The organism is Myxococcales bacterium (assembly GCA_016720545.1).
Lineage (GTDB): Bacteria > Myxococcota_A > Polyangia > Polyangiales > Polyangiaceae > JAAFHV01.
On the sequence record JADKKK010000035.1, the window covers coordinates 238,651 to 260,698 of the forward strand.

General features: G+C 72.0%; 16 protein-coding genes and 1 pseudogene. 11 read left to right on the forward strand and 6 right to left on the reverse strand.

All coding sequences use genetic code 11. From position 1 onward, the window contains the following. Nucleotides 1-61 precede the first annotated feature (61 nt). Nucleotides 62-1,561: a hypothetical protein gene (locus IPQ09_29595; GenBank protein MBL0198302.1), complete on the reverse strand. Its 1,500-nt coding sequence runs from the start codon at nt 1,559-1,561 to the stop codon at nt 62-64. Between the two features lie 237 nt (nt 1,562-1,798). Here IPQ09_29595 and IPQ09_29600 point away from each other — a divergent pair, with 237 nt between their 5' ends. Then, a complete protein-coding gene (locus tag IPQ09_29600; GenBank protein ID MBL0198303.1) occupies nt 1,799-4,711 on the forward strand; it encodes a hypothetical protein in 2,913 nt (970 codons plus the stop codon). Nucleotides 4,712-4,762: 51 nt separating this feature from the next. On the opposite strand, the gene IPQ09_29605 is transcribed toward IPQ09_29600, so the two are convergent. After that, a complete protein-coding gene (locus tag IPQ09_29605) occupies nt 4,763-5,143 on the reverse strand; it encodes a YbgC/FadM family acyl-CoA thioesterase (protein MBL0198304.1) in 381 nt (126 codons plus the stop codon). A gap of 184 nt (nt 5,144-5,327) precedes the next feature. On the opposite strand from IPQ09_29605, the gene IPQ09_29610 reads away from it, so the two are divergent. The 3 genes from IPQ09_29610 (at nt 5,328) to IPQ09_29620 (ending at nt 11,006) form a co-directional block, all read left to right on the forward strand. Continuing rightward, on the forward strand, nt 5,328-6,797 hold the full coding sequence (locus tag IPQ09_29610; protein ID MBL0198305.1) for a DUF2156 domain-containing protein: 1,470 nt from the start codon (nt 5,328-5,330) through the stop codon (nt 6,795-6,797). Between the two features lie 128 nt (nt 6,798-6,925). Next, nucleotides 6,926-10,039 (forward strand): ATP-binding protein, encoded by a 3,114-nt coding sequence (locus tag IPQ09_29615; protein MBL0198306.1) that lies wholly within the window; start codon nt 6,926-6,928, stop codon nt 10,037-10,039. 7 nt (nt 10,040-10,046) lie between these two features. Then, on the forward strand, nt 10,047-11,006 hold the full coding sequence (locus IPQ09_29620; GenBank protein MBL0198307.1) for a mechanosensitive ion channel: 960 nt from the start codon (nt 10,047-10,049) through the stop codon (nt 11,004-11,006). A gap of 16 nt (nt 11,007-11,022) precedes the next feature. Here IPQ09_29620 and IPQ09_29625 read toward each other — a convergent pair whose 3' ends face one another. Further along, on the reverse strand, nt 11,023-12,552 hold the full coding sequence (locus IPQ09_29625; protein MBL0198308.1) for an HCO3- transporter: 1,530 nt from the start codon (nt 12,550-12,552) through the stop codon (nt 11,023-11,025). 293 nt (nt 12,553-12,845) lie between these two features. Between IPQ09_29625 and IPQ09_29630 the strand changes: the two genes are divergently transcribed. The 4 genes and pseudogenes from IPQ09_29630 to IPQ09_29645 all read left to right on the forward strand — a co-directional run bounded on the left by IPQ09_29630 (nt 12,846) and on the right by IPQ09_29645 (nt 15,881). After that, on the forward strand, nt 12,846-13,844 hold the full coding sequence (locus IPQ09_29630) for a DUF3160 domain-containing protein (GenBank protein MBL0198309.1): 999 nt from the start codon (nt 12,846-12,848) through the stop codon (nt 13,842-13,844). Next, complete coding sequence (locus tag IPQ09_29635) at nt 13,835-14,218, forward strand: hypothetical protein (protein ID MBL0198310.1); 384 nt, start codon at nt 13,835-13,837, stop codon at nt 14,216-14,218. The genes IPQ09_29630 and IPQ09_29635 overlap by 10 nt, the downstream gene beginning before the upstream one ends. After that, nucleotides 14,215-14,316, forward strand: a pseudogene (locus tag IPQ09_29640) (alpha/beta hydrolase). Before IPQ09_29635 ends, IPQ09_29640 begins: the two are co-directional and overlap by 4 nt. A gap of 209 nt (nt 14,317-14,525) precedes the next feature. After that, nucleotides 14,526-15,881: a hypothetical protein gene (locus IPQ09_29645; GenBank protein ID MBL0198311.1), complete on the forward strand. Its 1,356-nt coding sequence runs from the start codon at nt 14,526-14,528 to the stop codon at nt 15,879-15,881. A 45-nt stretch (nt 15,882-15,926) separates the two neighbouring features. On the opposite strand, the gene IPQ09_29650 is transcribed toward IPQ09_29645, so the two are convergent. The 3 genes from IPQ09_29650 to IPQ09_29660 all read right to left on the reverse strand — a co-directional run bounded on the left by IPQ09_29650 (nt 15,927) and on the right by IPQ09_29660 (nt 18,380). Next, nucleotides 15,927-17,306 (reverse strand): decarboxylase, encoded by a 1,380-nt coding sequence (locus IPQ09_29650; GenBank protein MBL0198312.1) that lies wholly within the window; start codon nt 17,304-17,306, stop codon nt 15,927-15,929. Nucleotides 17,307-17,445: 139 nt separating this feature from the next. Continuing rightward, nucleotides 17,446-17,991, reverse strand: coding sequence for a hypothetical protein (locus tag IPQ09_29655; GenBank protein ID MBL0198313.1), 546 nt, complete (start codon nt 17,989-17,991; stop codon nt 17,446-17,448). 152 nt (nt 17,992-18,143) lie between these two features. Next, on the reverse strand, nt 18,144-18,380 hold the full coding sequence (locus IPQ09_29660; GenBank protein MBL0198314.1) for an acyl carrier protein: 237 nt from the start codon (nt 18,378-18,380) through the stop codon (nt 18,144-18,146). Nucleotides 18,381-18,572: 192 nt separating this feature from the next. On the opposite strand from IPQ09_29660, the gene IPQ09_29665 reads away from it, so the two are divergent. The 3 genes from IPQ09_29665 to IPQ09_29675 all read left to right on the forward strand — a co-directional run bounded on the left by IPQ09_29665 (nt 18,573) and on the right by IPQ09_29675 (nt 22,043). Next, a complete protein-coding gene (locus tag IPQ09_29665) occupies nt 18,573-19,529 on the forward strand; it encodes an acetyl-CoA carboxylase carboxyltransferase subunit alpha (protein MBL0198315.1) in 957 nt (318 codons plus the stop codon). Between the two features lie 108 nt (nt 19,530-19,637). Next, the gene (locus IPQ09_29670; GenBank protein ID MBL0198316.1) at nt 19,638-20,399 is read left to right on the forward strand and encodes a glucose 1-dehydrogenase; all 762 of its coding nucleotides are present in this window, start codon (nt 19,638-19,640) and stop codon (nt 20,397-20,399) included. 111 nt (nt 20,400-20,510) lie between these two features. After that, nucleotides 20,511-22,043 carry a serine/threonine protein kinase gene (locus IPQ09_29675; GenBank protein MBL0198317.1) on the forward strand — a complete coding sequence of 511 codons (1,533 nt, stop codon included), beginning with the start codon at nt 20,511-20,513 and terminating at the stop codon, nt 22,041-22,043. Nucleotides 22,044-22,048: the final 5 nt, after the last annotated feature.

Consider the following 22,048-nt stretch of genomic DNA (forward strand, 5'->3'; position numbering starts at 1 on the left):
CGCGTCTTTGGAGAGCGCCGCGCGCCCCAGCGAACGAGCGGCGGTACGTCTCGCGGCGGGCTCAGCCGAGGGCGATGCCGAGCTGCTTGCGGAGCTTCCCGGCGCGCTCGGAGAGCATGAAGCTCATGAGGTCGTTCATCTGCTCGTCGAGCTGTCCGCGATCGCGCGTCTCCAGGGAGAGCACGCTCTCCGCAGCGCCGAGGTCCCCGGCGAGCAGGAGGCCGGCGCGCGCGCAGGTGCGGTCCACCGCCGTGGCCCAGCGGGCCAGGTTCGCGCGCCCGCCCTCTTCGACGAAGCGGAGGAACTGGCCGCGCAGGGTGTCGACCTGGGGCGCCTCGAGGATAGGCTCTATGGCCTTCGCGATGGGGACGACGAGCTCCTTCACGTTGGCGGCGAGCGGCAGGCCCGGGTTCCCGATGGAGAGCGCGGCGAGGAAGATCTCCTCGAGGCCACGCGCGTCGGGCACGAGCATGGTCATGAAGTGCTCCTCGCGGTAGTGCGCCAGGTGGCGTCCGGCGAGGAACGCGAGCTCGCCGGCGGAGCGCCCGGAGAGCGCCGCCTTGCCGAGCCGCGACGCCGGCGGGATGCCGGGCACCATCTCGGCGCCGCCGGTCCACTCGGGCGCGAGGTAGAGCCCCGGCGCGCGCATGCCCAGGATCGCGGCGGCCCAGTGGAAGCAGCGCACGGCCTGCACAGTCGAGGCCGCCGGATCCTGCTTTTTCTCGGGGTCGAGCTTCACGAGCTGCTTGTCGCGGCGGAGGGCCGAGATGCGACCGACGAGCACCGCGGAGACGACCACGGAGAAGATCTCGCCGACGAGGGGCTCCTCCTCCGGGTGAAAGAGGAGGCGGGTCCACGCCTCGCGTGTGAGGGCGGCCTTGGGACGGATGAGACCCACCGTGCGGTGCTGCTCGGCGAAGGCCTTCTCCTCCGGGCTGGCGGCGCCGATGTACGCGAGCACTTGAGCCACCGCGTACCGCGCGTCGGTCTCGCCGCGCCGGTCGTAGAGCCGGTAGAGGGCGCGCAGGCTCATGTCGTCGCGCGGATCGTGCCGAACGCGACGCGCGAGATCGGCCGGATCCTCGTCGGGAATAGCGGCGCGCTCGGGCGTCACGTCGGAGAGGTCGACCTCGACCGAGATGTGTGCGCGCGCGTCCTCGAGCTCGACCTCGAGGTCCTTGATGCGCGCCTCGAGCACCTTGATGCGCCGCTCGAGCGCCTGGGTGCGAGCGTCGGTGGCCGGGGCGAGCGGTTGGATGCTCGCGGGGGGCGCCGAGTCGACGTCGTCGAAGGAGAGGTCTTTGATGACGATGCGATTGCGCGACTCGTACGCCGCCTGCAGCGCCTGCTCGAGCCGCCGGAGCCGCATGCGGTCGAGCCCGAGGCTGTCGGCCATCTTGTCGAGCTGCTTGCGCTCGTCGGCGGTGATGACGCCGTCTTCGATGACCTCGGCGAAGAGCTCCTCGTACATCGCCTCGAGCTTCCCGAGGCGCACGTTGCCCGAGACCTCCCCCGCCTCGAAGCCCGCCTGGTGCTCGAACGTCACGCTCGACTCGGACATGTCTGCCTTTCCTTCCCTCGCGAACGCCGTAGGCGCCGCCGCGGACGTCGCGTCCGCGTGGAGTCTCGCCGGAGTCGGCGCGCACCTCAAGCACCCGCGACGGCTTTCTCCGCTCCTCGGCTGTCGGGCGTGAGGCCGACCCGCGAAGCCCGGCGTCACGCGAGGCCGGATCGAGGGCGCACGTGTGGTGACATCTGTCGCCAACGCCAGAAATCCAATAGGATTCCGCGCCGAGAGATGGCGCATTCCCCAGAGGAGCTCATCGCCCGCTGGAGGGCCCGCCGCGACGCCGCGAACACCCTCGCGGTGGCCGACTCCCTCCGCCGGGGGCGTGATCCCGGCGCAGCCGCGGAGGTGGCGGCGCACGTCGAGCGCCACCTGACGAGCGACGTGGGAGTGCTCATGGCCACGGCGCGCATGTGCCTCGCGAACGGGCTGCTGCCCGAAGCGCAGCAGCTCCTCGGGTTGGGCACGAAGCTCGCGCCGAGGAGCGGCATCCTGCTCCGCTTGCTAGGCGAGGTGCAGCTGCGACGCGGCGACGCCGAGCGCGCAGAGAAGACCCTCGAGCGCGCGGCGCGCGTGGACGCTGACCAAGAGATCCGCGTGTGGCTCGACCGCGCGCGCCTCTGCCTGCCGCTGCAGGTACGAGAAGGTGCGAGGGCGGTGGCCGACCACGTGTCCACGGCGCACCCGCTGGCGCAGGCGTCGCTCACCCCACGAGCGCTCGACGACGACGACGACCTCGACACGAACGTCCGCAGCGTGCGCGACGAGGGGCGGCGCGCGCGACCACGGGACGACGACGATCTCGACACCCAGGTCCGCAGCGCGCGCGACGCGATCCGCCCCGCGCTCGAGGCCCTCCACGCTCGCCGCGCCGAGAGCGCCGCGCCGGCTCGCTCCGCGCCACCTCCGCCCGCGCGCTCCGCGCCGCCTCCGCCCGTGCGCTCCGCGCCACCTCCGCCCGCGCGCTCCGCGCCGCCTCCGCCCGTGCGCTCCGCGCCACCTCCGCCGGCTCGCTCCGCGCCTCCCCCTCCGACAAGCGCCTCGGCGCCGCCCGCGGTGCCGATCATCGAGTCGCTTCCCGCTGAGGCCCCCTCCTCCACGCACGCCGCCGCACCTCCTCCCCACGCTCGCTCCGCGCCCCCTCCGCCCGATCTCGGGCAGCCGGCGCCCACCACGATCCCGCCGGCCGCCTCGGTCCTCGAGGAGCTGGCGCGCGCGGGGGTGTTCGAGGGTGCAAGCGACACGCCGGTGTGGACGCGTCCCGAGGCCTCGCCTCCGCAGAAGCGGCGCGCGCTGGTCGTCGGCGCGGTGCTCCTCCTCGGCCTCGCCGGCGCCGCGGGAGCGTTCTTCTACGACCGCGATCGAGACACCAAGCGGCGCGCGGCGGCCGAGGCGCTGTTGGCGAGCGTCGACGCCGACCTCGCGGCCAGACCGAGCGCGGTCGACGAGCACGGCGCCCTCGCGGGGGCGTTCGCGCTCGATCCGGGGTCCGGCCACGCGGCGCGCGCGTGGGTGCGCGCCCGAGTCATCGCCGGGCTCACCCGCGGGAGCGAGCTCGGCGGGCTGGTCGAGCCAATCGCGCACGCGCGGAGAGTCGGCGTGCCCGAGAGCGAGCTCGCCTACGCGCTCGTGGCCCAAGCCCTCTTCGACGGCGACCTGCTGCGCGGTGTGGAGCTCTTGTCGATCTGGGACGACCGCGCGGCGCGCGAGTCGGACTACCAGCTCGTGGCCGGGCTCACGCTCGCCCGCGCCGGAGCGCCCGACGCAGCGCGCCGCCTCGTCGCCGCGACCCGCCTCGCGCCCGCGAGCCCCGTCGCGGAGCTCGCGCTCGCGCGCCACGTGGCGATCGCGGGCCCCCCAGACGCTGCGGCGACGCTCACGCGGAGCTACCAAGTCGCCCACCCCGACACACCCGAGGGAGGCGCGCTCGTGGCGCTCGCCTGGGCGACCGGCGCGCGGACCGGCGCGGCGCCGCCCGAGGTGGCGCAGGTCCTGACCGGCGCCACCGAGCTGCCGCGCTCTCTGCGCTTCATCCCGCACGCGCTTCGCGCGCTCGAGGCGCTGAAGCGCCACGAGACCGCCGAGGCCGCGCGCCCCGCGCTGGACGCCGCCGTCGCGCTGGCCGAGGGGCCGGACGAGACCTGCTGGTTGGGCGAGCTGCCGCTGGACGTCCGCGTGTCGTGGAGCGCGATCTTCGCGGCGGGGGTCGCGACACGTGTCACCGCGGCAAGCCCCGCGCACCCTCGCGCGAGGCGGCTCGCGGCGCGCGCCGCGCTGGCAGGCGCGCGGCTCGCCCAGGCGGAGGCCGCGGTCGGCGCTCTCGAGGGCAACGATCCGCTCGCGGCGCTGGTGGCCGCGGTGAGCGCTTACGAGCGAGCGTCCTCGGCGGACCTCGCGAAGCACCTCGACGCGCTGAGGCCCCCCAAGCCGACCGCGGCTGCCACGAAGGGCGTCGTGAGCCCGCTGCTGCGCCCGGCCATCCTCAACGCGCGCGCGATTCTCCTCGGGACGACTCTCTTCAAGTCGGAGGAGCTCGTCGCGCTCGCGAGCTCCCCGGATCCCTGGGCGCGAGTGTTCGCGCTCGACGCGGCGCTCGACGCGGGCGACCTGCTCACCGCCGCGGCGATTTCCCCGCAACTCCAGCCGCGCGAGCAGCCCGAACACGCCGCGCGAGCCGCGCGGCTCGCCCGCTACGAGGGCGATCTCGTCTCGGCGGCCAACGCCAGCGAGCTCGCGCTGCGCGGGGACCCCGCGCGAACGCCGGAGGCGTTTTGGCGCGCTCGCGTCGAGCGCCTGTTCGTCCTCGTCGCTCGGAGAGAGCGCGCCCGCGCCGTCGACTTCGTGGGAACCGCCGGGTTCGGTGAATTCACTCCGTTCGCCCTCGCCGTGGCCCGCAGCGCCGGCCCTGGCGCGGGCGCTCGGGATCTCCCCGATCCGGGCGCGCTCGGCGCGGACACACCTGTGCCCCTCCGCCTGCTCATCGCCCGCGCTTACGGCGCTGTGCGCGACCGCAACGTGGGGTTCAAGTACGTGCAGCAGCTCGCCAAGGCGGGATTCACCAACCCGGACATCGCGCTCGCGGCCGAGGGCGTGAACTTGCCGCCGGTGACGCTGCGGTCCCGTTCCGAGCGCATGGGCCGCTGAGGCGCGAGCTCGGGCCGCGAGCGAACGCTCGCCGACGGCGACCCATCGGCGCTACACGCACGCGAGCACTTCCTGCGGCACGGGGACGATCTCCTTGTTCCCGTCGAGACAGACCATCTCGACCACTCCACGCACCAGCAGCGTCTCGCCCCGGAAGACGTCTTGCTTGAAGACCATGCGAAACTCGCTCGAGAGGGCAGCGACCGACCGCACCTCGAGCGAATCGCCGAACACGGCGCCCTGCTTGAACGTGAGCTCGCAGCGGTAAACGACGAACCCGAGGCCGGCTTCGTAGAGCTTCACGAGCTCCGGCACCCCGAGCAGGTGCTCGCGGGCGCGCTCGAAGTACTTCAAGTAGTTGGCGTGGTAGACGACGCCCGAGTGGTCCGTGTCTTCGTAATAGATCTGCACGGGAAAAACGGCGGTGGGCACGGGCGCAATCTACTCCATTCGCGCCTCTTCGCGCCTCGAACCGAGCCCCGCAGTGTACTCCGCAGGCACGAAGCGCGAGGTACGAGCGTTGCAGCAAGAGGATCGGCTGGCTCGCGCGGAACCCTGATGAATTATCCGGGCTACGGTGGCTCCTGGCCACGCGCGCGCGCGGGTCTCGACCCCCATGAATCCGCCCTCGCGACCCCACGTTCCTGATCCTCGGAGCCCCACGCGGGCCGCGGCCGCAGGCGCGGGGCTCGAGGCGGATCCGGACCGCCGCGCGTTCCTCGCGCTCCTCGAGCGCTACGGCCGCGAGGCCACCTCGTTCGTCGCGCTGGGCGCGGGCTTCCGGTATCTCTGGCTCGGGGACGACCTCTGCGTGCCCTACGTCGACACGGGCGGCGCGTGGGTGGCGGCGGGCTCTCCCGTGGGGCCGCCGGAGCTGTGTGCGGCGGCGGGGCGCGCGTTCTCGGAGCGCGCGCGGGGCGCGGGGCGCGAGGCGGTGCTGTTCGCCACCGAGGAGCCCTCCGCGAGCTCCGCGGAGCTCAGCTCGTTGCGGGTGGGCGAGCAGCCGGTGTGGGCGCCCGCAGACTGGGGCGCCACTGTGTCGCGCGTCCGCAGCTTGAAGGAGCAGCTCCGCCGCGCGCGGGCGAAGGGGGTGCGGGTCGAGCGGCTCGCGACCGCAGAGGTCGAGCAGGCGGGGAGGCGCCGCGGGGCGGTGCACTCGCTCATCGCGCGGTGGTTGAGCACGCGACCGATGGCGCCGATGGGCTTCGTGGTGCAGGTCGCGCCGTTTACGTTCGCAAGCGAGCGGCGGTATTACGCGGCCTGGCGCGGCGATCTGCTCGTGGGGTTCCTGGGCCTGTCGCCCATCCCTGCGCGGGACGGCTGGCTCTTCGAGAACCTGCTCCGCGATCCGCGCGCGCCGAACGGGACCGCGGAGCTGCTCTTCGACGGCGCGATGCGCGACCTCGCCACCGACGGCGTGGCCTACGCGACCTTCGGCCTCGCGCCGCTCGCGGGCGAGCTCCCGGGGTGGCTCGCGCTCGCGCGGCGGTGCGGCCAGCCGCTCTACGACTTCGCGGGGCTCTACGCGTTCAAGGCCAAGCTCCGCCCGGCGCGCTGGGAGCCCGTGTTCGTCTCGTACCCGCGGGGTGGGCCTGCGGTGGTGGCCATCTACCACGCGCTCCAGGCCTTCGCGGGCGGGGGTTTCGTGCGCTTCGGGCTTGCCACGCTCCTTCGCGGGCCGGGCGTTGTGCTCCGCGCGCTGACGGCCACGCTCGTCCCGTGGACGGCGGCGCTGGCCCTCGCCGCGCCGGATCGGTGGTTCCCCTCGCCGTGCGTGCGGCACGCATGGACGACCTTCGACCTGACGCTTACCTTGTGCCTCGTCGCGCTGCTCGCGCGATGGCGGCGCGCGCTGGCCACGGGCCTCGCCATCACCGTCACGTTGGACGCGGCAGTGACGGCGGCGCAGGCGCTGCTCTGGAACGCTCCGCGTGCTCGAACGCTGGGCGACGCGGGGGCGGCGCTCGTCGCCGTCTCTGCGCCTGCGCTCGCGGCGGCCGTCCTCTGGGGCGCGCGTCGCAGGCACGCGCGCGCGGAGGCGGTCGAAGGCGCGGCCGTGGCGAGCGAAGAGCTCGCGAGCCGCTGAGCGAGCCGGGACGGGAGGGCGCGCTTTTTGCGGAGCTTGGTGCGGTCCGCTAGATTCCGGCCGGTGAACAGACAAGCGAGCCGCAGGCGAGCGGCGTGCCTAGGCCACGCGACCGACGGGAGCACGGCATGAATGTCGCTCCGCAGGCCGCTCGCGGCCCTCGCGGCGCCCTCTGGGTCCTCGCGGCGTTGCTCGTCGCGGTCCTCACGGCCGCGCGCGGCGCCGGGGCGGTCGACGCCGCCGCCGCGGACGGGGGCGGGGGCGTCGACGCGGCCGAGGCCCCCGCGCCCGAAGCCGCCTACAGGAATAATACCAAGTATATTCATCAATTTACAAGGGAGTCCTTGGGAGCCGAGATCGATCCCAAGGCCCTCTTCGACGTGCCCCTCGACGATGCGGCGGCCGTGGAGCTCGAGGCGCGGCGGCTCACCGCGCTCCTCCACGAGGTCGACGCTCCAGCGCCCACCCCCTCGGCGAGGCGCGCCGCGAAGAACCGCGGCCGCCCGTTCGACGCGGGCGGGACGACGGACGCGGAGAGCGCCTCGAGCCAGCGCTGGGACGCGCGGCTCGAGCTCGACCGCGCGCGCCTCTCGTTCTACTCACTCCCGCCGGCGCGGCGAGTCGAGCTCCTCACGCTGCACGCGAAGCGGCAGGCCGAGGCCGCACCCCAGCCGTCGGAGTCGGAGCTGTTGGAGCAGCGGGCCGCAGCGGAGCGCGCGCGGGCCGTGCTCGCGGCGCAGCAGGCGCGGTCCGAGGCCGATCGGCTCGTGTCGGAAGAGCTCACGCAGATGCTCGACGTGGAGAGAGCCCAACGCGAGGTCGAGCAGAGCCTCGCGAAGCGCCGCGACGAGCTCGCCGCGCGGCTCGAGGCGACCCTCGGCACGCAGCGAAAGGTGCGCGAGCTGCGAGAGAAGGGGGAACCGCCCGCCGTCGACGCCGGCTACGACGCGCTCCGCAGAACGCTGGCGACCTCGGAGCTCGAGCTCGCGGAGGCACTGGATGACCTCGGCCGGAAAGCGGAGCGAGCGCCCGCACCAGGCCCCACGGCGCTCGTAAACCTGCCGCCCACGGCCGACGCCGGGCCCGCGCGCGACGCGCGCGCCCGCGCGGTCGCCCACGCCTCCCGCCTCGATGCCGAGCGGCAAACGCTCCGCGAGGAGAGGGCGACGCAGCTCTTCGGCGAGATCGGCGCGCTCAACGTCGAGCGGCTAGCCCTCCTGCCGCACCTCTCCCCCGCCAAGCGCGACGCCGTGACGGGCTTTGGCGAGGCGGGGGTGGACCACGTGACCTCCGAGCTGCGGCAGCTCGCCCTCATCGCGCGCTACCACCGCCACGCAGCGGGTCGCTGGGTCTCGTCGATGGGAATCCGAGGCAAGGCCTCGGGCCAGACCCTCGGGCGGTCACTCCTTCTCCTCTTCGAGTGGCTCGCGGCCATTTTGGCCTTCATCTGGCTTCGCAAGCGCACCCCCGAGTGGCTGACCAAGGGCCGCGGGCGCGCGCGCGACCTCGACCGGCACGAGCGCCTGACCTCGCCAAGCCTTGGGACCCGTGCCTTCGCCTTCGCGCTCGGCGTCCACCGGCCGGTCGAGTGGCTCGCGCTCGCCCTGCTCATGGCGTGGATGCTTCCGGAGAGCGCCGCCGACGTCCTCGAGCTCGAGCTCGTCGCCGTGACGTTCCAGTGGTTCATCGGCGGCGCGCTCGTCGTCGACCTCGTGAACGCGCTCGCGGGTGAGGGGACGCGAGCGGCCGCGCGGGACAACGACACGCCTGCGCTCCGCCTCAAGTCGCTCCGCCTCGTGGGGCGGGTGGTCGTGGCGTTTGGACTCATCCTGACACTGAGCACGAAGCTCGTGGGGCAGGGCACGATCCACCGCTGGGTGCTGTCGACGTGCTGGTTCGCCTCCGTGCCCGTGGCCCTCGTGCTCGTGCGGTGGTGGCGCGCGGTGGTCTTCGAGCGGATCGCGCGGGCGCGTCGCGAGTCCCCGTTCGAGCGCTGGGTGCTCGGGAGCCAGCGGGGCTGGATGAGCCTCTTCGCGGCCTCCGCGGGGGCGGCGTATCTCTTCGCGCGCGGCGCGGCCCGCGAGGTACGGAGCTGGGTGGGCCGCTACGGCGTGACCCGCCGCGTGCTCGCCTACCTGTTCCGTCGCCAGCTCGACAAGCTCAGCGCCGAGCGCACCGATCTCGCGACCGCTCCCATCCCGGACGACACGTTCGACGCGCTCGGCCCCGACACCGCGTCGCGCGTGTGGGTGAAGACCGAGACCCACGAGGCGATCGAGGAGCTGCTCGAGCGCATTCGCGGCCGGTGTGGCGGCGTCATCGCTGTGGTCGGGCAGCGCGGCATGGGCAAGACGGCCCTGCTGCACCACCTCCACGGGGAGTTCCCCGACACCATTCGATTGCGCCTCCCGCCCGAGGGCATGCGCGCGCTCCCAGCCGCGCTCGCCGAGGCGATCGGTGCCGATCCGAGGAGCTCGCTCGAAGAGCTCGCCGCGGCGCTCAACACCTCCGAACGGGGGCGCGCGCTGCTGCTCGACGACGTTCAGCGCTTCGTCCAGCCCGTGATGGGTGGGCTCGCGCCGTTCGACGCGCTGCTCGACCTCGCGAGCCGGCACTGCGGGAAGACCACGTGGGTGCTCGCGCTCGACGACGTGATCTGGCTCTTCCTCCAGCGCGCACGGGGCGCTCGCCCGCTGTTCGATCGCGTCATCAGGCTCTCCCCTTGGCCCGAGGAGCAGATCATCGAGCTGCTCCAGGCCCGCACGGCGCAGGTGGAGATCGATCCCTCGTTCGAACACCTCCGCGAGGACCTCCCGCCGAACGCCGACGAGATCGACAAACAGGGGGCGCTCGCCCGCTGCGAGGGCAACTACTACCGCCTCCTCTGGGACTACGCGGCCGGCAACCCGGGCGTGGCGCTGCACATGTGGCGTCGCTCGCTCGGCCTCGACGCGAAGGGCGCGCCGCACGTTCGTTTCTTCCAGGCCCCCGACACGACCGACCTCGAAGCGCTCCCCGATCCTGCGATCTTCGTGCTCCGCGCCGTCATGCAGCTCGCCCCCGCGACGCCCCAGAAGCTCGGTGAGGCCACCATGCTGAGCGCCGCCGACGTGGCCGACGCACTCCGCTTTGCCCTCGCCCACGGCTACGTGGCCACCGAGGACGAGCGGTACGTCATCACGTGGGCGTGGTTTCGCCCGATCGTGCTCTTCCTCCAACGCCGCCACCTCCTCGTCACGTGAGGGCCCCATGAGTCCCAAGAAGGGCCGCGTCTGGCTCGCCTCCGCCGCCGCCGCGTTCGCGCTGCACCTGCCTCGCGCCGCGGAGGCGCAGGAGGCGCCGGACGTCGCGAAGCTGGCGGGCTTCGTGCGCTGGGGCGGGCTGTTCGCCTCGGTCTTCGTGTTCATCGGGGCCGCGGTCGCGCTGCGGATCCTGACCAACGTCGCCGACCAGCTCGGCCGGCGCTTCGCGAACCGCCGCCCCACGATTCAGAAGTACGAGTCTGTCGCGCGGTTCTTCGTGTACATCGCCGCGCTCGGGGTCTGCCTCTCGCTCAGCTTCAGGCTCGACTCCACGACGCTCACGGTCATCGGAGGCACGCTGGCCGTCGCGGTCGGCTTCGCGATGCGCGACCTCATCGCCGCGCTCATCGCCGGGATCACGATCATCTTCGACCGCCCGTTCCAAGTGGGCGACCGGGTCGAGTTCGCCGGTCAATACGGCGACATCGTCAAGATTGGCATTCGCAGCGTGCGAATGAACACGCTCGATCACAACATCATTACCATACCCAATAACCGCATCCTCACCGACGTGACCGCGAGCGGCAACTGGGGCGCCCTGGAAATGCAGACTCCCTTCGATTTCTACATTGGTATCGATCAAGACGCGGAGCTCGCGGCCTCGCTGATTCGCGAGGCGTGCCTCACGAGCCCTTACGTATTTCTCCCGAACCCGGTGCCCCTGGAGGCGAAGCAGGTGATCTTGCACGACTACGTGGCGATGCACCTGAAGGCGCGGCCGTACGTGTTCGACTGCAAGTACGAGAAGCCGTTCCAGTCCGACGTGCACCTACGGGTCGCCAAGGCCTTCCGGACCCACGGCATCCAGCCCCCCGCGGTGCTCCTCCGGCGCTCGGCGGACGTCGAAGCTCACGCGTACGGCGGCAGGCGCGTGCGCGAGGTTGGCGAGCCGAGCGACACGCCGTAGCCGTTGGCGATGCCGCTCACGGCCCGGCGACGTGGTCCTCGACGTCGTCGGGGCTCTCGTCGGCGTCGAGCGCCCCGAGGTGTTCGGCAGAGATCCAGCGACCCATGAGCGACCGCACCGGCACGAGCAGCGCAATGACGAGCGGAAAGAGGATACCGACTGCGCTCGACTTGACCGCCCAGAGCACGCCGAGGCACACCGCTTGGAGGGCGGTGTACGCGTGGATCACTCGGGGCGGCACCCTCCTCACGTAGTGGTGAGGGGGGTAAAGCGCCGGGTCGGTGAGCCACAGGCGAAGGCGGTCGAAGAACTGGTTTCCTGAGGTCGAGGCGAGCCCCATGTAGAAGAAGAGCCCGTAGAGCACGGGCATCGGGATCTGCACGAGGTACTTCGTCGCGAGCAACGACGCGCCGATCCCGGCGTGGACCAGCAGCGGCGAGACCCGGTTCTCGCGCACGCCCGTGATCCGCGCGCGCTCTGCGGCGCCCTCCGTCGAGCTGAGCGCGCGCACGTGGTTGACCGAGCGCACCGTCGCCGCCACGAGCCAAGGCAGCCCGAGCATCGAGCACGCCGCGAGGAGCGCCCCTACGACGACGAGATCCCAGTGGTACGCCGAGCCCTTCTTGAGAGCGTTCGAGGGGCTCTGGATGATGCGGACCGTCACGTTCTGATCCATGAAGACGAGCAGCGCGACGAGCAGCGCGGGCACGATGGCGACCACGGGAACCCACGGGGGCACGCCACCCAAGGGAACCAGCCAGGCGCGCCCGGTCGACGTGCCGAAGGCCGCCGGGACGGCGAGCGGCTCCACGCGCACGGCCGGGAGGAGGCGGCGCGCGAACACCATGGCGAGGACCGCCGTCGCGGGGCCGAAGTCGGCGATGAGCTCGCGCAGGGCCCGGCGCAGGTACGGCCGGTGGCGGAGCTGCGCGAGCGAGCGCGCGAGCATGTACGTGCCGGCCGCGAGCACGAGCCCGAACAGCGCCGAGTCGTCCGCGACGCGCGTCCCAGGAAAGGCCCCGAGGACATTCGCAATGGCTTGGTAGACGAAGATGACCGAGATGAGGGCCGCGAAGGTCTCGTCGGTGAACCTCGTGAGGCGAGCCACGAGGCGGCTCATCCCCGTAGCGCCCAAGACCACGGTGAAGAGGCCGCTCCAGAGACCGATCCACGCGTAGGTCGGCAGGAACGCCACGCCGAAGCGGCGGCACGCGTCGTAGAGAATCGCCGTGAACACGAGCAGAGGGCCCGTGCCCCCGAGGATGGTGAGCGGCTGGCCGGCGACCACCGCGTACGCCACGCCGCACGCCGCCGTGGAGACGATCATCTCGACGACGCCGATCTCGCCGCCGGTCATCACCGACATGAGCCCACCGAACGCGATCGCAGGCGCCAAACAGGCGAAGAAGAGGAAGCCAATCGCGCCCGCGGCCTTCGGGTGCAAACCGTCGGTCCAGTCCCCGCCGTACGTCGGGAGGCGGCGAGCGAGATCGCCACGGACGCCGGCGAACCCCCGCGCGTTCAGGCCCTCGTCGACGCTAGGCACTTGGCCCACCTCGGGGGCGCTCGGTGCGTCTTGGTCTTCGTGGGTGCATGGCTGGAGCCTCGTGGGGTGGCGCGGCCGCGCTCGCCACGCGAGCGCGAGCGCGAGACCTTGCCGCACTCGCGGGTCGTGGTCCACGACGAATGAGCGCCGCGTTCTCGGGCACTCACCGCGGCCGAGCTCCGCGCGAGCCCTCCGGACTCACCTTCCCCTGTCCCGTCGTCGCGCGGCCCCCGGACGCCGCCCTTTCACCGCTCCCACGCCGCGTCTCGACCGGCGAGTGATAGACTCGTGCCATGAGGGCGCGGCGCCGGGGGAAGCAGGTGTTCGGGGCTGCGCTCGCGGCGGCGGCGACCGCGCTCGCAGCCTGCGCCGAGCCTCCGACCCGAAGCACGGCCCCCGTCACGCCCGCGGCGTCTCCTCCGCCACAGGACGCCGCGACCGCCGCGACCGCAAGAGACGCCTCGGCGGGCGGCCCGCGGCAGATCCCGCCCGAAGCGACGACCTGCGCCGCGACTCCCGTCGTACGAGTGACCGTTCCCAAGAAGGCCCTGTCGCTCCCGCCGGAGCCGACCTGCGCCGGCGACATGTTCTGCGACTGGGTCGAGCGGGCGCCCGCAGGCGCCGACGCCTGCTTCGTCGCCAACGACACCCTCCGCCGAGCCGAGGGCGAGATGCGCGGCGCGCCTCATCGGCCGCCGGGCGGCTCGAGCACTTCGGCCCCGCCTCCGCTCACTCCTCCGGCCCCGCCGCCAGCCGCGTCCCCCGCGCACGCAGCGGTGGCGCCCAAGTACCTCGACCGCGTCTCCGCACACCTCGACCTCACGCCGGACGAACGCGACGCGCTCCAGAAGGGCGGCATGGTCGTGCTCGATCGGCTCCCGTACGTCGACTACGCGCGGGCCTACCACGACGTATTTCAGGAGCAGCTCCCGGTCTTCGTGACCGTCGACTCCATCCTCCACGCCGTCTTTCGCGCGACCGAGGGCGCGCTAGAGACGGCCGAGCGCAAGACCCTGGAGCCTGCGCTCGCCCGTGTGCTCACCGGCCTTCAGACGAGCCTCCGGGCCTCGGCGCGCGGACTCGATCGCCAAGTCGTCAACGACATTGACGTTTACCTCGGCGTCGCGATCGGACGGCGCTGGCGGTGCCCGCGGCCGAGAAGCGCGCACCGTGGCGCGCGAGCTACGCGGCCCCGGAGCGCTCGCTCACCGACGCTCCCGCCGCCTGGACGACCTCCTGCGAGCCGCCCGCGCCGCGCTTCGGCCCGAGCAGCACCGGCGTCTTGGGCATAGGTCGCGCGACCGCGCCGAGCGCGGTGGAGTCGCTCCGCATCGCCGTGTCGCTCGCGACCGCGGGCGACGTTGAGGTCGGGCTACTCGACCACCACGGCGATCCGCTCGGCGCTACCGCGAAGCTCCGCGCGGGCCCCGAGCCTGCGGTGGCGCTCTTCGAGGGCGCGGGCGTCCCGCAGGCGAAGGCGTACCGCGTGCGCGTCACCACCGCGGGGCGCGTGGGCAGCTGGTCGACCTCGCCGAGCGTCAACTCGGGCTTCAGCGACGATCGGGGGGAGCTCGACCGCGACCTCGTCCACACGCGCCCAGCCGGGCTGTCGCCGCTGGGCATGCCGCCGCTGCCTCGCCACCGTCGCGGCCCGAGAGACCCATGACGCTGACTCCCTCCTTCGTGAACGCCAACGGCCTGCGGTTCGCCTACTTCGAGGAAGGCACGGGGCCGCTCGTGCTGACGCTGCACGGGTTCCCCGACACCGCGCACCCATGGGACGACATCCGCCCGGTCGTCGCCGCGGCGGGCTCTATCGCCGCGTCAGGCGCCTCGCCGAAGCACGCGACTTCGCCAGTACGAAGCGTAGCGCCGCGCTCGGCCGGAGCCCGCGCTATCCACCAGGGCGCCGCGGGGGGTATGCTTGCGCCCAGCGCGCCCCGGAAGCACGCGACCCACGAAAGGCTCATCCCATGAAACGCGTCGCGCTCTCCTGCCTCGCCTTCTCGACGGTGTCGGCGCTGTTCGTCGCGTGCGGCGCCTCCGAGCGACCGGCCACGTTCGACGACGGAGGGGTCACGCCCGTCGTGCCCATCGGCGCCGACGACGCCGCAGCGCCGGGCACCGACGGCTCGCTCTTCGGCGACACGGGCGGCGGCCCGGTCGGCTGCGTGGGCCTCGAGTGCAGCAAGCCGAAGTGCGGCGGGCAGAACACGACCAAGCTCACGGGCAAGGTGTTCGCTCCGAACGGCACCGACCCCCTCTACAACGTGCTCGTCTTCGTGCCAAACGGCGATCTGAAGCCCTTCGACGAGGGCGTCACCTGTGAGACCTGCGAGAAGTCCGTGTCGGGCAGCCCCGTCGCGACGGCCCTCACGGACACCCAAGGGCGCTTCGAGCTCACCGACATGCCCGCCGGGAAGGACATCCCAGTCGTGGTGCAGATCGGCCGGTTCCGCCGCAAGGTGACCGTGCCTGCGGTCACCGAGTGCGTGGAGACCAAGGCCAAAGATGGCGATCTGCGATTGCCCAAGAACGCCTCCGAGGGCGATATCCCCCGCATCGCCATCGTCACCTCGACCTACGACCCTACCGAGTGCATCCTCAACCAAATTGGCATCGACGCGACCGAGTTCACGGCGCCCAGCGGCTCGGGCCGAATCCACCTCTACCGCGGGAATGGCAACAACGTCGTGGGCGCCCCGTCGGGGGCCGATCTGTGGTCGAGCGCCGCGACGCTGAAGAAATACCAGCTCGTCGCCCTCCCCTGCACCTCGTTCCCCTCGGAGGCGAGCAGCGTCCAGAACCTGTTCGAGTACGCGAACGTCGGCGGCCGCATTTTCGCGACCGATCTCTCCTACCCGATCATCTCGTCGGGGCGAGGCACGTGGCCACAGACTGGCAACTACACGAACCCTGGATCGTTCTCGAACCCCGCCCAGATCGACACCACGTTCCCCAAGGGCAAGGCCCTCGCCGAGTGGCTCCAGGCGCTCGGCGCGACCTCGGGGCCCCAGCTCTCCCTCACCGACACCTACAGCCGCGTGGGGGTCATCGCCCCGCCCGCGCAGCGGTGGCTCTACTCGGGCGGCACGAACACGCAGGCCTACACGTTCAACACGCCGACGACCGCCGACGAGAAGGACCAGTGCGGCCGGGTCTACTACTCGAGCTTCCACATCGGCACCGGCCGGAGCCTCACCGGGACCTTCCCCGGGGCCTGCCAGGCCAAGCCGCTCACGCCGCAGGAGCGAGTGCTCGAGTTCATGCTCTTCGACCTCGCGTCATGCGTGCAGAGCGACAAGATCCCTCCCGCGATACCCAAGTAGCGACCCGCCGACTTGGCGCCCCGCGCGCGGCCGGACGCGAGGCGGTCAGCGCGCGGAGAGCGCCGCGTCCAGGCTCGCCCGGAGATCGGCGAGAGCTGCGTCGATGCGCGGGCGGTGGGTTCGAAACGACAGCACGCACATGCGCAGCACGAAGCGATCGTCGACGGTGGTGCCCGTGAGGAGCACCCGCTGCCGCGCGTTCACGCCGCGCATTACGCGCCGAGAGAGCGCGTCGGCCTCGGCGGGAGAGAGCCCAGGCGTCGCGAACCGGAAGGCCAACAGCGAGAGGGTGGGCGGGGCGACCATGGCGACCTCGGGCCACGCGCCGAGGGTCTCCGCGGCGTAGCGGGCGAGGTCGAGCTTCTCGTCCAGAGCGGCGCGGAAGGCGCGCGCCCCGTGCATCTTCAGCGGCAGCCACACACGCAGCCCGCGGGGCTCGCGGGAGAGCTCCGGCGACAGCTCGCAGAAATCGATGAGATCGGCGTCTCGCTGCATGTCCGGCAGGTAGCTCGCGTGGCTGGAGAAGGCCCGCCGCAAGGTCGTCGGATCGCGCACCACGACGCACCCGGTGCCGTAGGGGAGGAAGAGCCCCTTGTGCGGATCGAGCGTCACGGAGTGGGCCCGCTCGATGCCCGCGAGCGCCGCCCGGCCGCGCTCGGTCAGCGCGAAGAACCCGCCGTAGGCCGCGTCGACATGCAGCCAGAGGGCCTCGCGCTCCGCCACATCGGCGAGCGCGCCCAGGGGGTCGACCGCGCCCGTGTTCGTGGTCCCGGCGCTCCCGACGACGAGGAACGGCGAGAGGCCCTCGGCGCGATCCCGCGCAATGGCCTCCACGAGGGCGTCGACCCGCATGCGCTGGCGCTCGCACGTGGGCACGGAGCGGACGTTCTCCGCGGGAAACCCCGCGACGATGGCGGCCTTGGTGACCGAGTGGTGTACCTCCCGCGAGACGTAGAGCACGCCGCGGGAGAAGTCGGTCGGCAGGCGGTCGCGACGCGCGGCCACGATCGCGAGCAGGTTCGCCATCGAGCCGCCGGTGGTGAGCACTCCGCCCGCGCCCTCGGGCAGCCCGACGACGCCGGCGAGCCACCGCACGACGCTCGCCTCAATCTCCACGAGCCCGGGCGCGGCGATCCAGACGCCCACGTAGCGGTTGACCGCGCTCGTGATGAGATCGGCGATCGCAGCGTGCAGCAGGCCGCCGCCGGGGATGTAGGCGAGGTAGCCGGCGGAGGCCGTGTTGAGGCCGAGCGGAAGCGCTCGCGAGAAGAGCTGCTCGAGCAGCGGCTCGAACGACGTGCCCTCCTCCGGCATCCCCTCGCGAAGCGCCCGGGCCGCCTTGCGAGCGCCTCGGTTCCGGTGCATCGGCGCGGCCTCGAGGCCCCCGAGGTGCCGCACGAGGCGCGCCTTCACGAGGTCGATCATCGCCGCGAACGTCGGCCCGCTGAGCTCGAGGGGCGAGGTCGCCGCACCGTCCGCGAGGTCGTCCGGCGCGCAGACCGCGGCGACGGGGACGGGGCGACTCGCGAGCCTTGGCTTCTTCGGAGAGCTCACGCGCGCGCGCTCAGCGGCGCAGGATGCGCGCGGGCGAGCCCATGGCGACGGCGCCGTCGGGCACGTCGACCGCCACGACCGAGCCCGCCGCGACGACCGCGCCCCTGCCCACCGTGACGCCCTTCAGGATGTGCGAGCCGCGCCCGACCCACGCGTAGTCGTGGAAGGTGACCGGCGCGATGTCGCTCGCCTTCAGCCCCTCGCCGCGCATCCGCGCCTCGGGGTCGGAGGGGTGGCCGTCGGAGTCCTGGATGTTGCACCCGCCGGCGATGAGCACGTGCTCACCGAGCGTGATCCGCTGGTTCAGGATGAAGCGCACCTGATAGCCGATGTGGCAGTGGTCGCCGATGATGAGCTCGGGGTCGTCCATGAAGCGCCCGGTGTCGACGCCGAACTCGGAAAAATAGCAATGGTTCCCAATACGTAGGCGGGCGTGGCCGCGAATGTACGGCACCGCGGAGACGTTCAGCCCGACCCCGGCGCTCTCGCACCGCGCGCGCAGCATGGGCGCGTAGAGGAACTTCGAGAGCGCCCACTCCTTGCCATCGACCCACATGCGCTGGGCCGCGTACGCGGAGCCGAACAGCATGCGCGACGCCTCGGTGTCGGGGATGTCGAACGCCATGAGGCGCTGGTACGCGTCGTACGCGAGCTTGGCCGCCGGCGACTCGCGTCGCTTCGCGGCGAGCACGAGCTGGTCGAGGACGCTCACTTGAGGCCCTCGACCAGCGCCACGATTTTGGACAGCGTGCGCGCGTCACCGAAGGCGTCGTCAGGGATCTGCACGCCGAACTCGTCCTCGAGCGACAGCAAGAGGTCGAGCGCCTGCGCCGACTTCACCCCGAGGTCGCGGAAGATGTCCGCGTCGGCCGCGAAGTCGGGGGAGAGCTTCCCGATCCGCGTGAGCAGCTCGCGCACGCCTTGTTCGATGCCTTCGTTCGCCATGGCTTGGGCCCCTCTCTCCGTCGCGCTCGCGTCGCTCTCGCGCGCCCGCGCGCGACGCGCGCTGAGACGCCCGGCGACCTTAGCCGACCCGGAGGCTCTCGGGGAAGACCGTCGACCGAAGCCCGCTTTCCGCGCGAATCAGGCGAATGTCGGTGCGGAGCTCCCGGGCTCGGTACTAGGCTTGGCTCCGCCATGGCGGCACCCCACGTCCTCCCGTTCGAGAAGCCCATCGTCGAGCTCGTCGCGCGCGTCCGAGAGCTGCGCTCGCTCGCCGACGCCGACGCCAAGCTCCTCCCCGAGCTCCATCGCCTCGAGCAGAAGGCCAACCGGCTCGCGCGGGCGCTCTTCTCCGAGCTCACGCCGTGGCAGAAGGTCCAGCTCTCGCGCCACCCGAGCCGCCCGTACACGCTCGACTACGTGGCCGAGCTCTTCGAGGATTTCGTGGAGCTCGCGGGCGACCGCCTCTTCGCCAACGACGCGGCGATCGTCGGCGGCCTCGCGCGCTTCCGCGGGCGGAGCGTCGTCGTCGTGGGCCAGCAAAAGGGCCGCGGCGCGAAGGAGAACCTGAAGCGCAACTTCGGCATGCCCCACCCCGAGGGCTACCGGAAGGCCGAGCGCCTCTACGAGCTCGCCTCGCGCTTCGGCCTGCCGCTCCTCACGTTCATCGACACGCCGGGCGCCTACCCGGGCATCGGCGCCGAGGAGCGCGGCCAGAGCGAGGCCATCGGCTCGTGCCTCGCCGCCATGTCGCGCGCCCGCGTCCCCGTCATCGCGACGATCATCGGCGAGGGCGGCTCCGGCGGCGCGCTCGCCCTCGGCGTGGCCAACCGTGTGCATATCCTCGAGTACGGGACCTACAGCGTGATCACCCCGGAAGGCTGCGCGTCGATCCTCTGGAAAGACGGCACGAAAGCCGAGCTCGCGGCGGAGCGCCTCCGCATCACGGCCCCCGACCTGCTCCAGCTCGGCGTCGTGGACGAGATCGTCTCGGAGCCTCCTGGCGGCGCGCATCAGGACCCGGCGGGCGCGGCGCGGGCCGTCGGCGACGCGATCGCCGCGAGCCTCGCGAAGCTCGGCATGCTCACCCCCCACGAGCTCGTCGAGCAACGCTACGAGCGCTTCCGCGCGCTCGGAGCTTACAGCATCTGACATAGCCCCACATTGGCCCGCGGCACGCGCTCGTTCAGGGCGATGCGGGACGGCCAATCGTCGTCATTGCGCCTTTTCGATGTCGGAAATTATGCTAGACGGCGGGATATGTCGGCAGGTGTCTCCCTAGACGGAAGAGTAGCGGTCGTCACGGGCGCGAGCCGGGGCATCGGGCAGGCGATCGCCAAGTCGCTCGTGGACGCAGGCGCCAAGGTCGTGTGCGCGTCGCGCAAGATCGAGGGGCTCCAGGCCGTCACCAGCGCGCTTGGGCCGAACGCCCACGCGATCGCCGCTCACACGGGCCGAGCGGCCGACTGCGACGCCCTGATCGCCGCCGCCGTCGAGCGCTTCGGTCAGGTCGACTACCTCGTGAACAACGCGGCCTCCAACCCGTACTTCGGGCCCCTCCTCGAGACCGACGCCGGCGCGTGGGACAAGACCTTCGAGGTCAACGTGAAGGGCTATTTCTGGATGATCCGCGCGTTCGTGCGGCACCTCCGCGCGCGCGGCGCGGAGAGCGGCGCCGTGGTCAGCGTGGCCAGCGTGGCGGGCCTGGAGTCGGCCCCCATGATGGGCGCGTACGGCATGACCAAGGCCGCCGTCATCTCAATGACCAAGACCCTCGCGTACGAGCTCGGCGGCTCCAACATTCGCGTGAACGCCATCGCGCCTGGCTTCGTCGACACGCGCTTCGCGGCGGCCATCGTCCAGAACGAGAGCCTCCTCTCCGAGGTCGTGAAGAAGACCCCCCTCGGTCGGGTCGCCCGGCCCGAGGAGATCGCCGGAGGCGTCGTGTACCTCCTGAGTGACGCGGCGAGCTACCTGACGGGACACACGCTCGTCATCGACGGCGGAATGACGGTGTGTTGAAGTGCTTGTCTGAGCAGAAGCGAACCAGTCACGTAGTTTCGGAGTAGTTTCGGGGGCGCTCCCCTGGCCGGCAGGCCACGCGAGCGAAGAGTGGTCGGTACCGTGGCGCACATGCAGTCGGGCCAAGTCATCGTCGGTAAGTACCGCCTGAACCAGCTCCTGGGGACGGGCGGCATGGCCGAGGTGTGGTCCGCGACCAACGTCTTCACCGAGCGCGAGTTCGCGGTGAAGTTCATGAGCCCCGAGGTCGCCAAGACCCCCGAGCACGCGGCCCGCTTCCTGAAGGAGGCCAAGGTCTCCGCGCGGGTCAACCACCCGAACATCATCGAGATCATCGACGTCGGCCAGAGCGACGACCAGCAGCTCTTCATGGTGATGGAGCTGCTCTCGGGCGTGCCGCTCGAGGTGGCCATGCGGCGGCAGACCCCCCGCATGACGATCCCCGAGTTCGTCTTCGTGATGACGGAGGTGGCCTCGGCGCTCGCCGCGGCTCACCGCGCGGGTGTCGTCCACCGCGATCTGAAGCCGTCGAACATCTACCTCCACCGCGACAAGAACCAGGCGGCGGTCCCGAAGGTGCTCGACTTCGGCGTGAGCAAGTTCCTCGACGACGGCGCCCCCAACATGGCGCTCACCATGGCCGGCACCGTCCTCGGCTCGCCGCTGTACATGAGCCCCGAGCAAGCCCGCGGCGACGGCGACCTCGACGGCCGCACCGACATCTTCGCGTTCGGAGCCATCCTCTTCGAGGGCCTCAGCGGGCTGCGACCGTACGACGCCGCGAACTTCAACGCGCTCATCGTCAAGATCGCCACGACGGCGCCGCGCGACATCGACGACTTCGCGCCCGACGTCCCCGCGCCGCTCCGCGACGTGGTGAAGCTCTGCCTCGAGCCGGACCGGAACAAGCGCGTCGCCATGTTCGAGACGGTGGCCGAGGAGCTCATCAAGATCCTCCCAGATCTCGAGCGTGAGCCCGCCCACCTGCCCGCGCCGATGACCATCCTCTCGACCGACGATCCCGACGCCACGAACGCGCTGCCGATCGTCCGGGCGGGCGATCGTCCGACGTCGGTGCCGCCGCCCGCCGCCCAGCTGGCCGCCCCGCACTTCGCCGCGTGGCAGAACCCCGCCGCGAACCTCTCTCACACGACGGCCCCCACGTCCATCGCGCCCCCGGCGCCGCGCGCCGCGCCGCAGCCCGCCGTGTACGCGATGGGCGCCGCCGCCGCGGCGGTGATCCTCGCGTTGCTCATCGTCTTGGTCACGGTCCTTCGGCGCGAGCCCAAGATCATCACCGTGACCGGCGAGCCGCGGACCCCGGCGTCGGTGCCCGTGGTCGCTCCCGCCTCGGCCGCGCCCTCGTCGTCGATCCCGATGGTGAACGTCGACACGCTGCCGATGGCCGCCAAGCCCACGATTCCCTTGGAGAAAGGCCGCGGACGACTCATCGTCTCGGCGTCGCCGGGCTGGTGCGTCGTCACCGTCGACGGGGTGTTGAAGGGCCCGACCCCCCTCCCCGCCCTCGACCTCTCGGCCGGCACACACCACCTGCGCTGCGAGGCGCCTGGCAAGAAGCCAAAGGCCGTGAGCCTCATCATCACCGAGGCCGCGGCGGCGAACTACAAGTTCACGCTCGACTGAAGCGA

What these genes read in the sequence shown, in the direction of transcription:
- IPQ09_29595 (MBL0198302.1), bottom strand. Translation starts at nt 1,561, where the DNA reads ATGTCCGAGTCGAGCGTGACGTTCGAGCACCAGGCGGGCTTCGAGGCG.
- IPQ09_29600 (MBL0198303.1), top strand. Translation starts at nt 1,799, where the DNA reads ATGGCGCATTCCCCAGAGGAGCTCATCGCCCGCTGGAGGGCCCGCCGC.
- IPQ09_29610 (MBL0198305.1), top strand. Translation starts at nt 5,328, where the DNA reads ATGAATCCGCCCTCGCGACCCCACGTTCCTGATCCTCGGAGCCCCACG.
- IPQ09_29615 (MBL0198306.1), top strand. Translation starts at nt 6,926, where the DNA reads ATGAATGTCGCTCCGCAGGCCGCTCGCGGCCCTCGCGGCGCCCTCTGG.
- IPQ09_29620 (MBL0198307.1), top strand. Translation starts at nt 10,047, where the DNA reads ATGAGTCCCAAGAAGGGCCGCGTCTGGCTCGCCTCCGCCGCCGCCGCG.
- IPQ09_29630 (MBL0198309.1), top strand. Translation starts at nt 12,846, where the DNA reads ATGAGGGCGCGGCGCCGGGGGAAGCAGGTGTTCGGGGCTGCGCTCGCG.
- IPQ09_29645 (MBL0198311.1), top strand. Translation starts at nt 14,526, where the DNA reads ATGAAACGCGTCGCGCTCTCCTGCCTCGCCTTCTCGACGGTGTCGGCG.
- IPQ09_29650 (MBL0198312.1), bottom strand. Translation starts at nt 17,306, where the DNA reads ATGATCGACCTCGTGAAGGCGCGCCTCGTGCGGCACCTCGGGGGCCTC.
- IPQ09_29655 (MBL0198313.1), bottom strand. Translation starts at nt 17,991, where the DNA reads ATGTGGGTCGATGGCAAGGAGTGGGCGCTCTCGAAGTTCCTCTACGCG.
- IPQ09_29660 (MBL0198314.1), bottom strand. Translation starts at nt 18,380, where the DNA reads ATGGCGAACGAAGGCATCGAACAAGGCGTGCGCGAGCTGCTCACGCGG.
- IPQ09_29665 (MBL0198315.1), top strand. Translation starts at nt 18,573, where the DNA reads ATGGCGGCACCCCACGTCCTCCCGTTCGAGAAGCCCATCGTCGAGCTC.
- IPQ09_29670 (MBL0198316.1), top strand. Translation starts at nt 19,638, where the DNA reads ATGTCGGCAGGTGTCTCCCTAGACGGAAGAGTAGCGGTCGTCACGGGC.
- IPQ09_29675 (MBL0198317.1), top strand. Translation starts at nt 20,511, where the DNA reads ATGCAGTCGGGCCAAGTCATCGTCGGTAAGTACCGCCTGAACCAGCTC.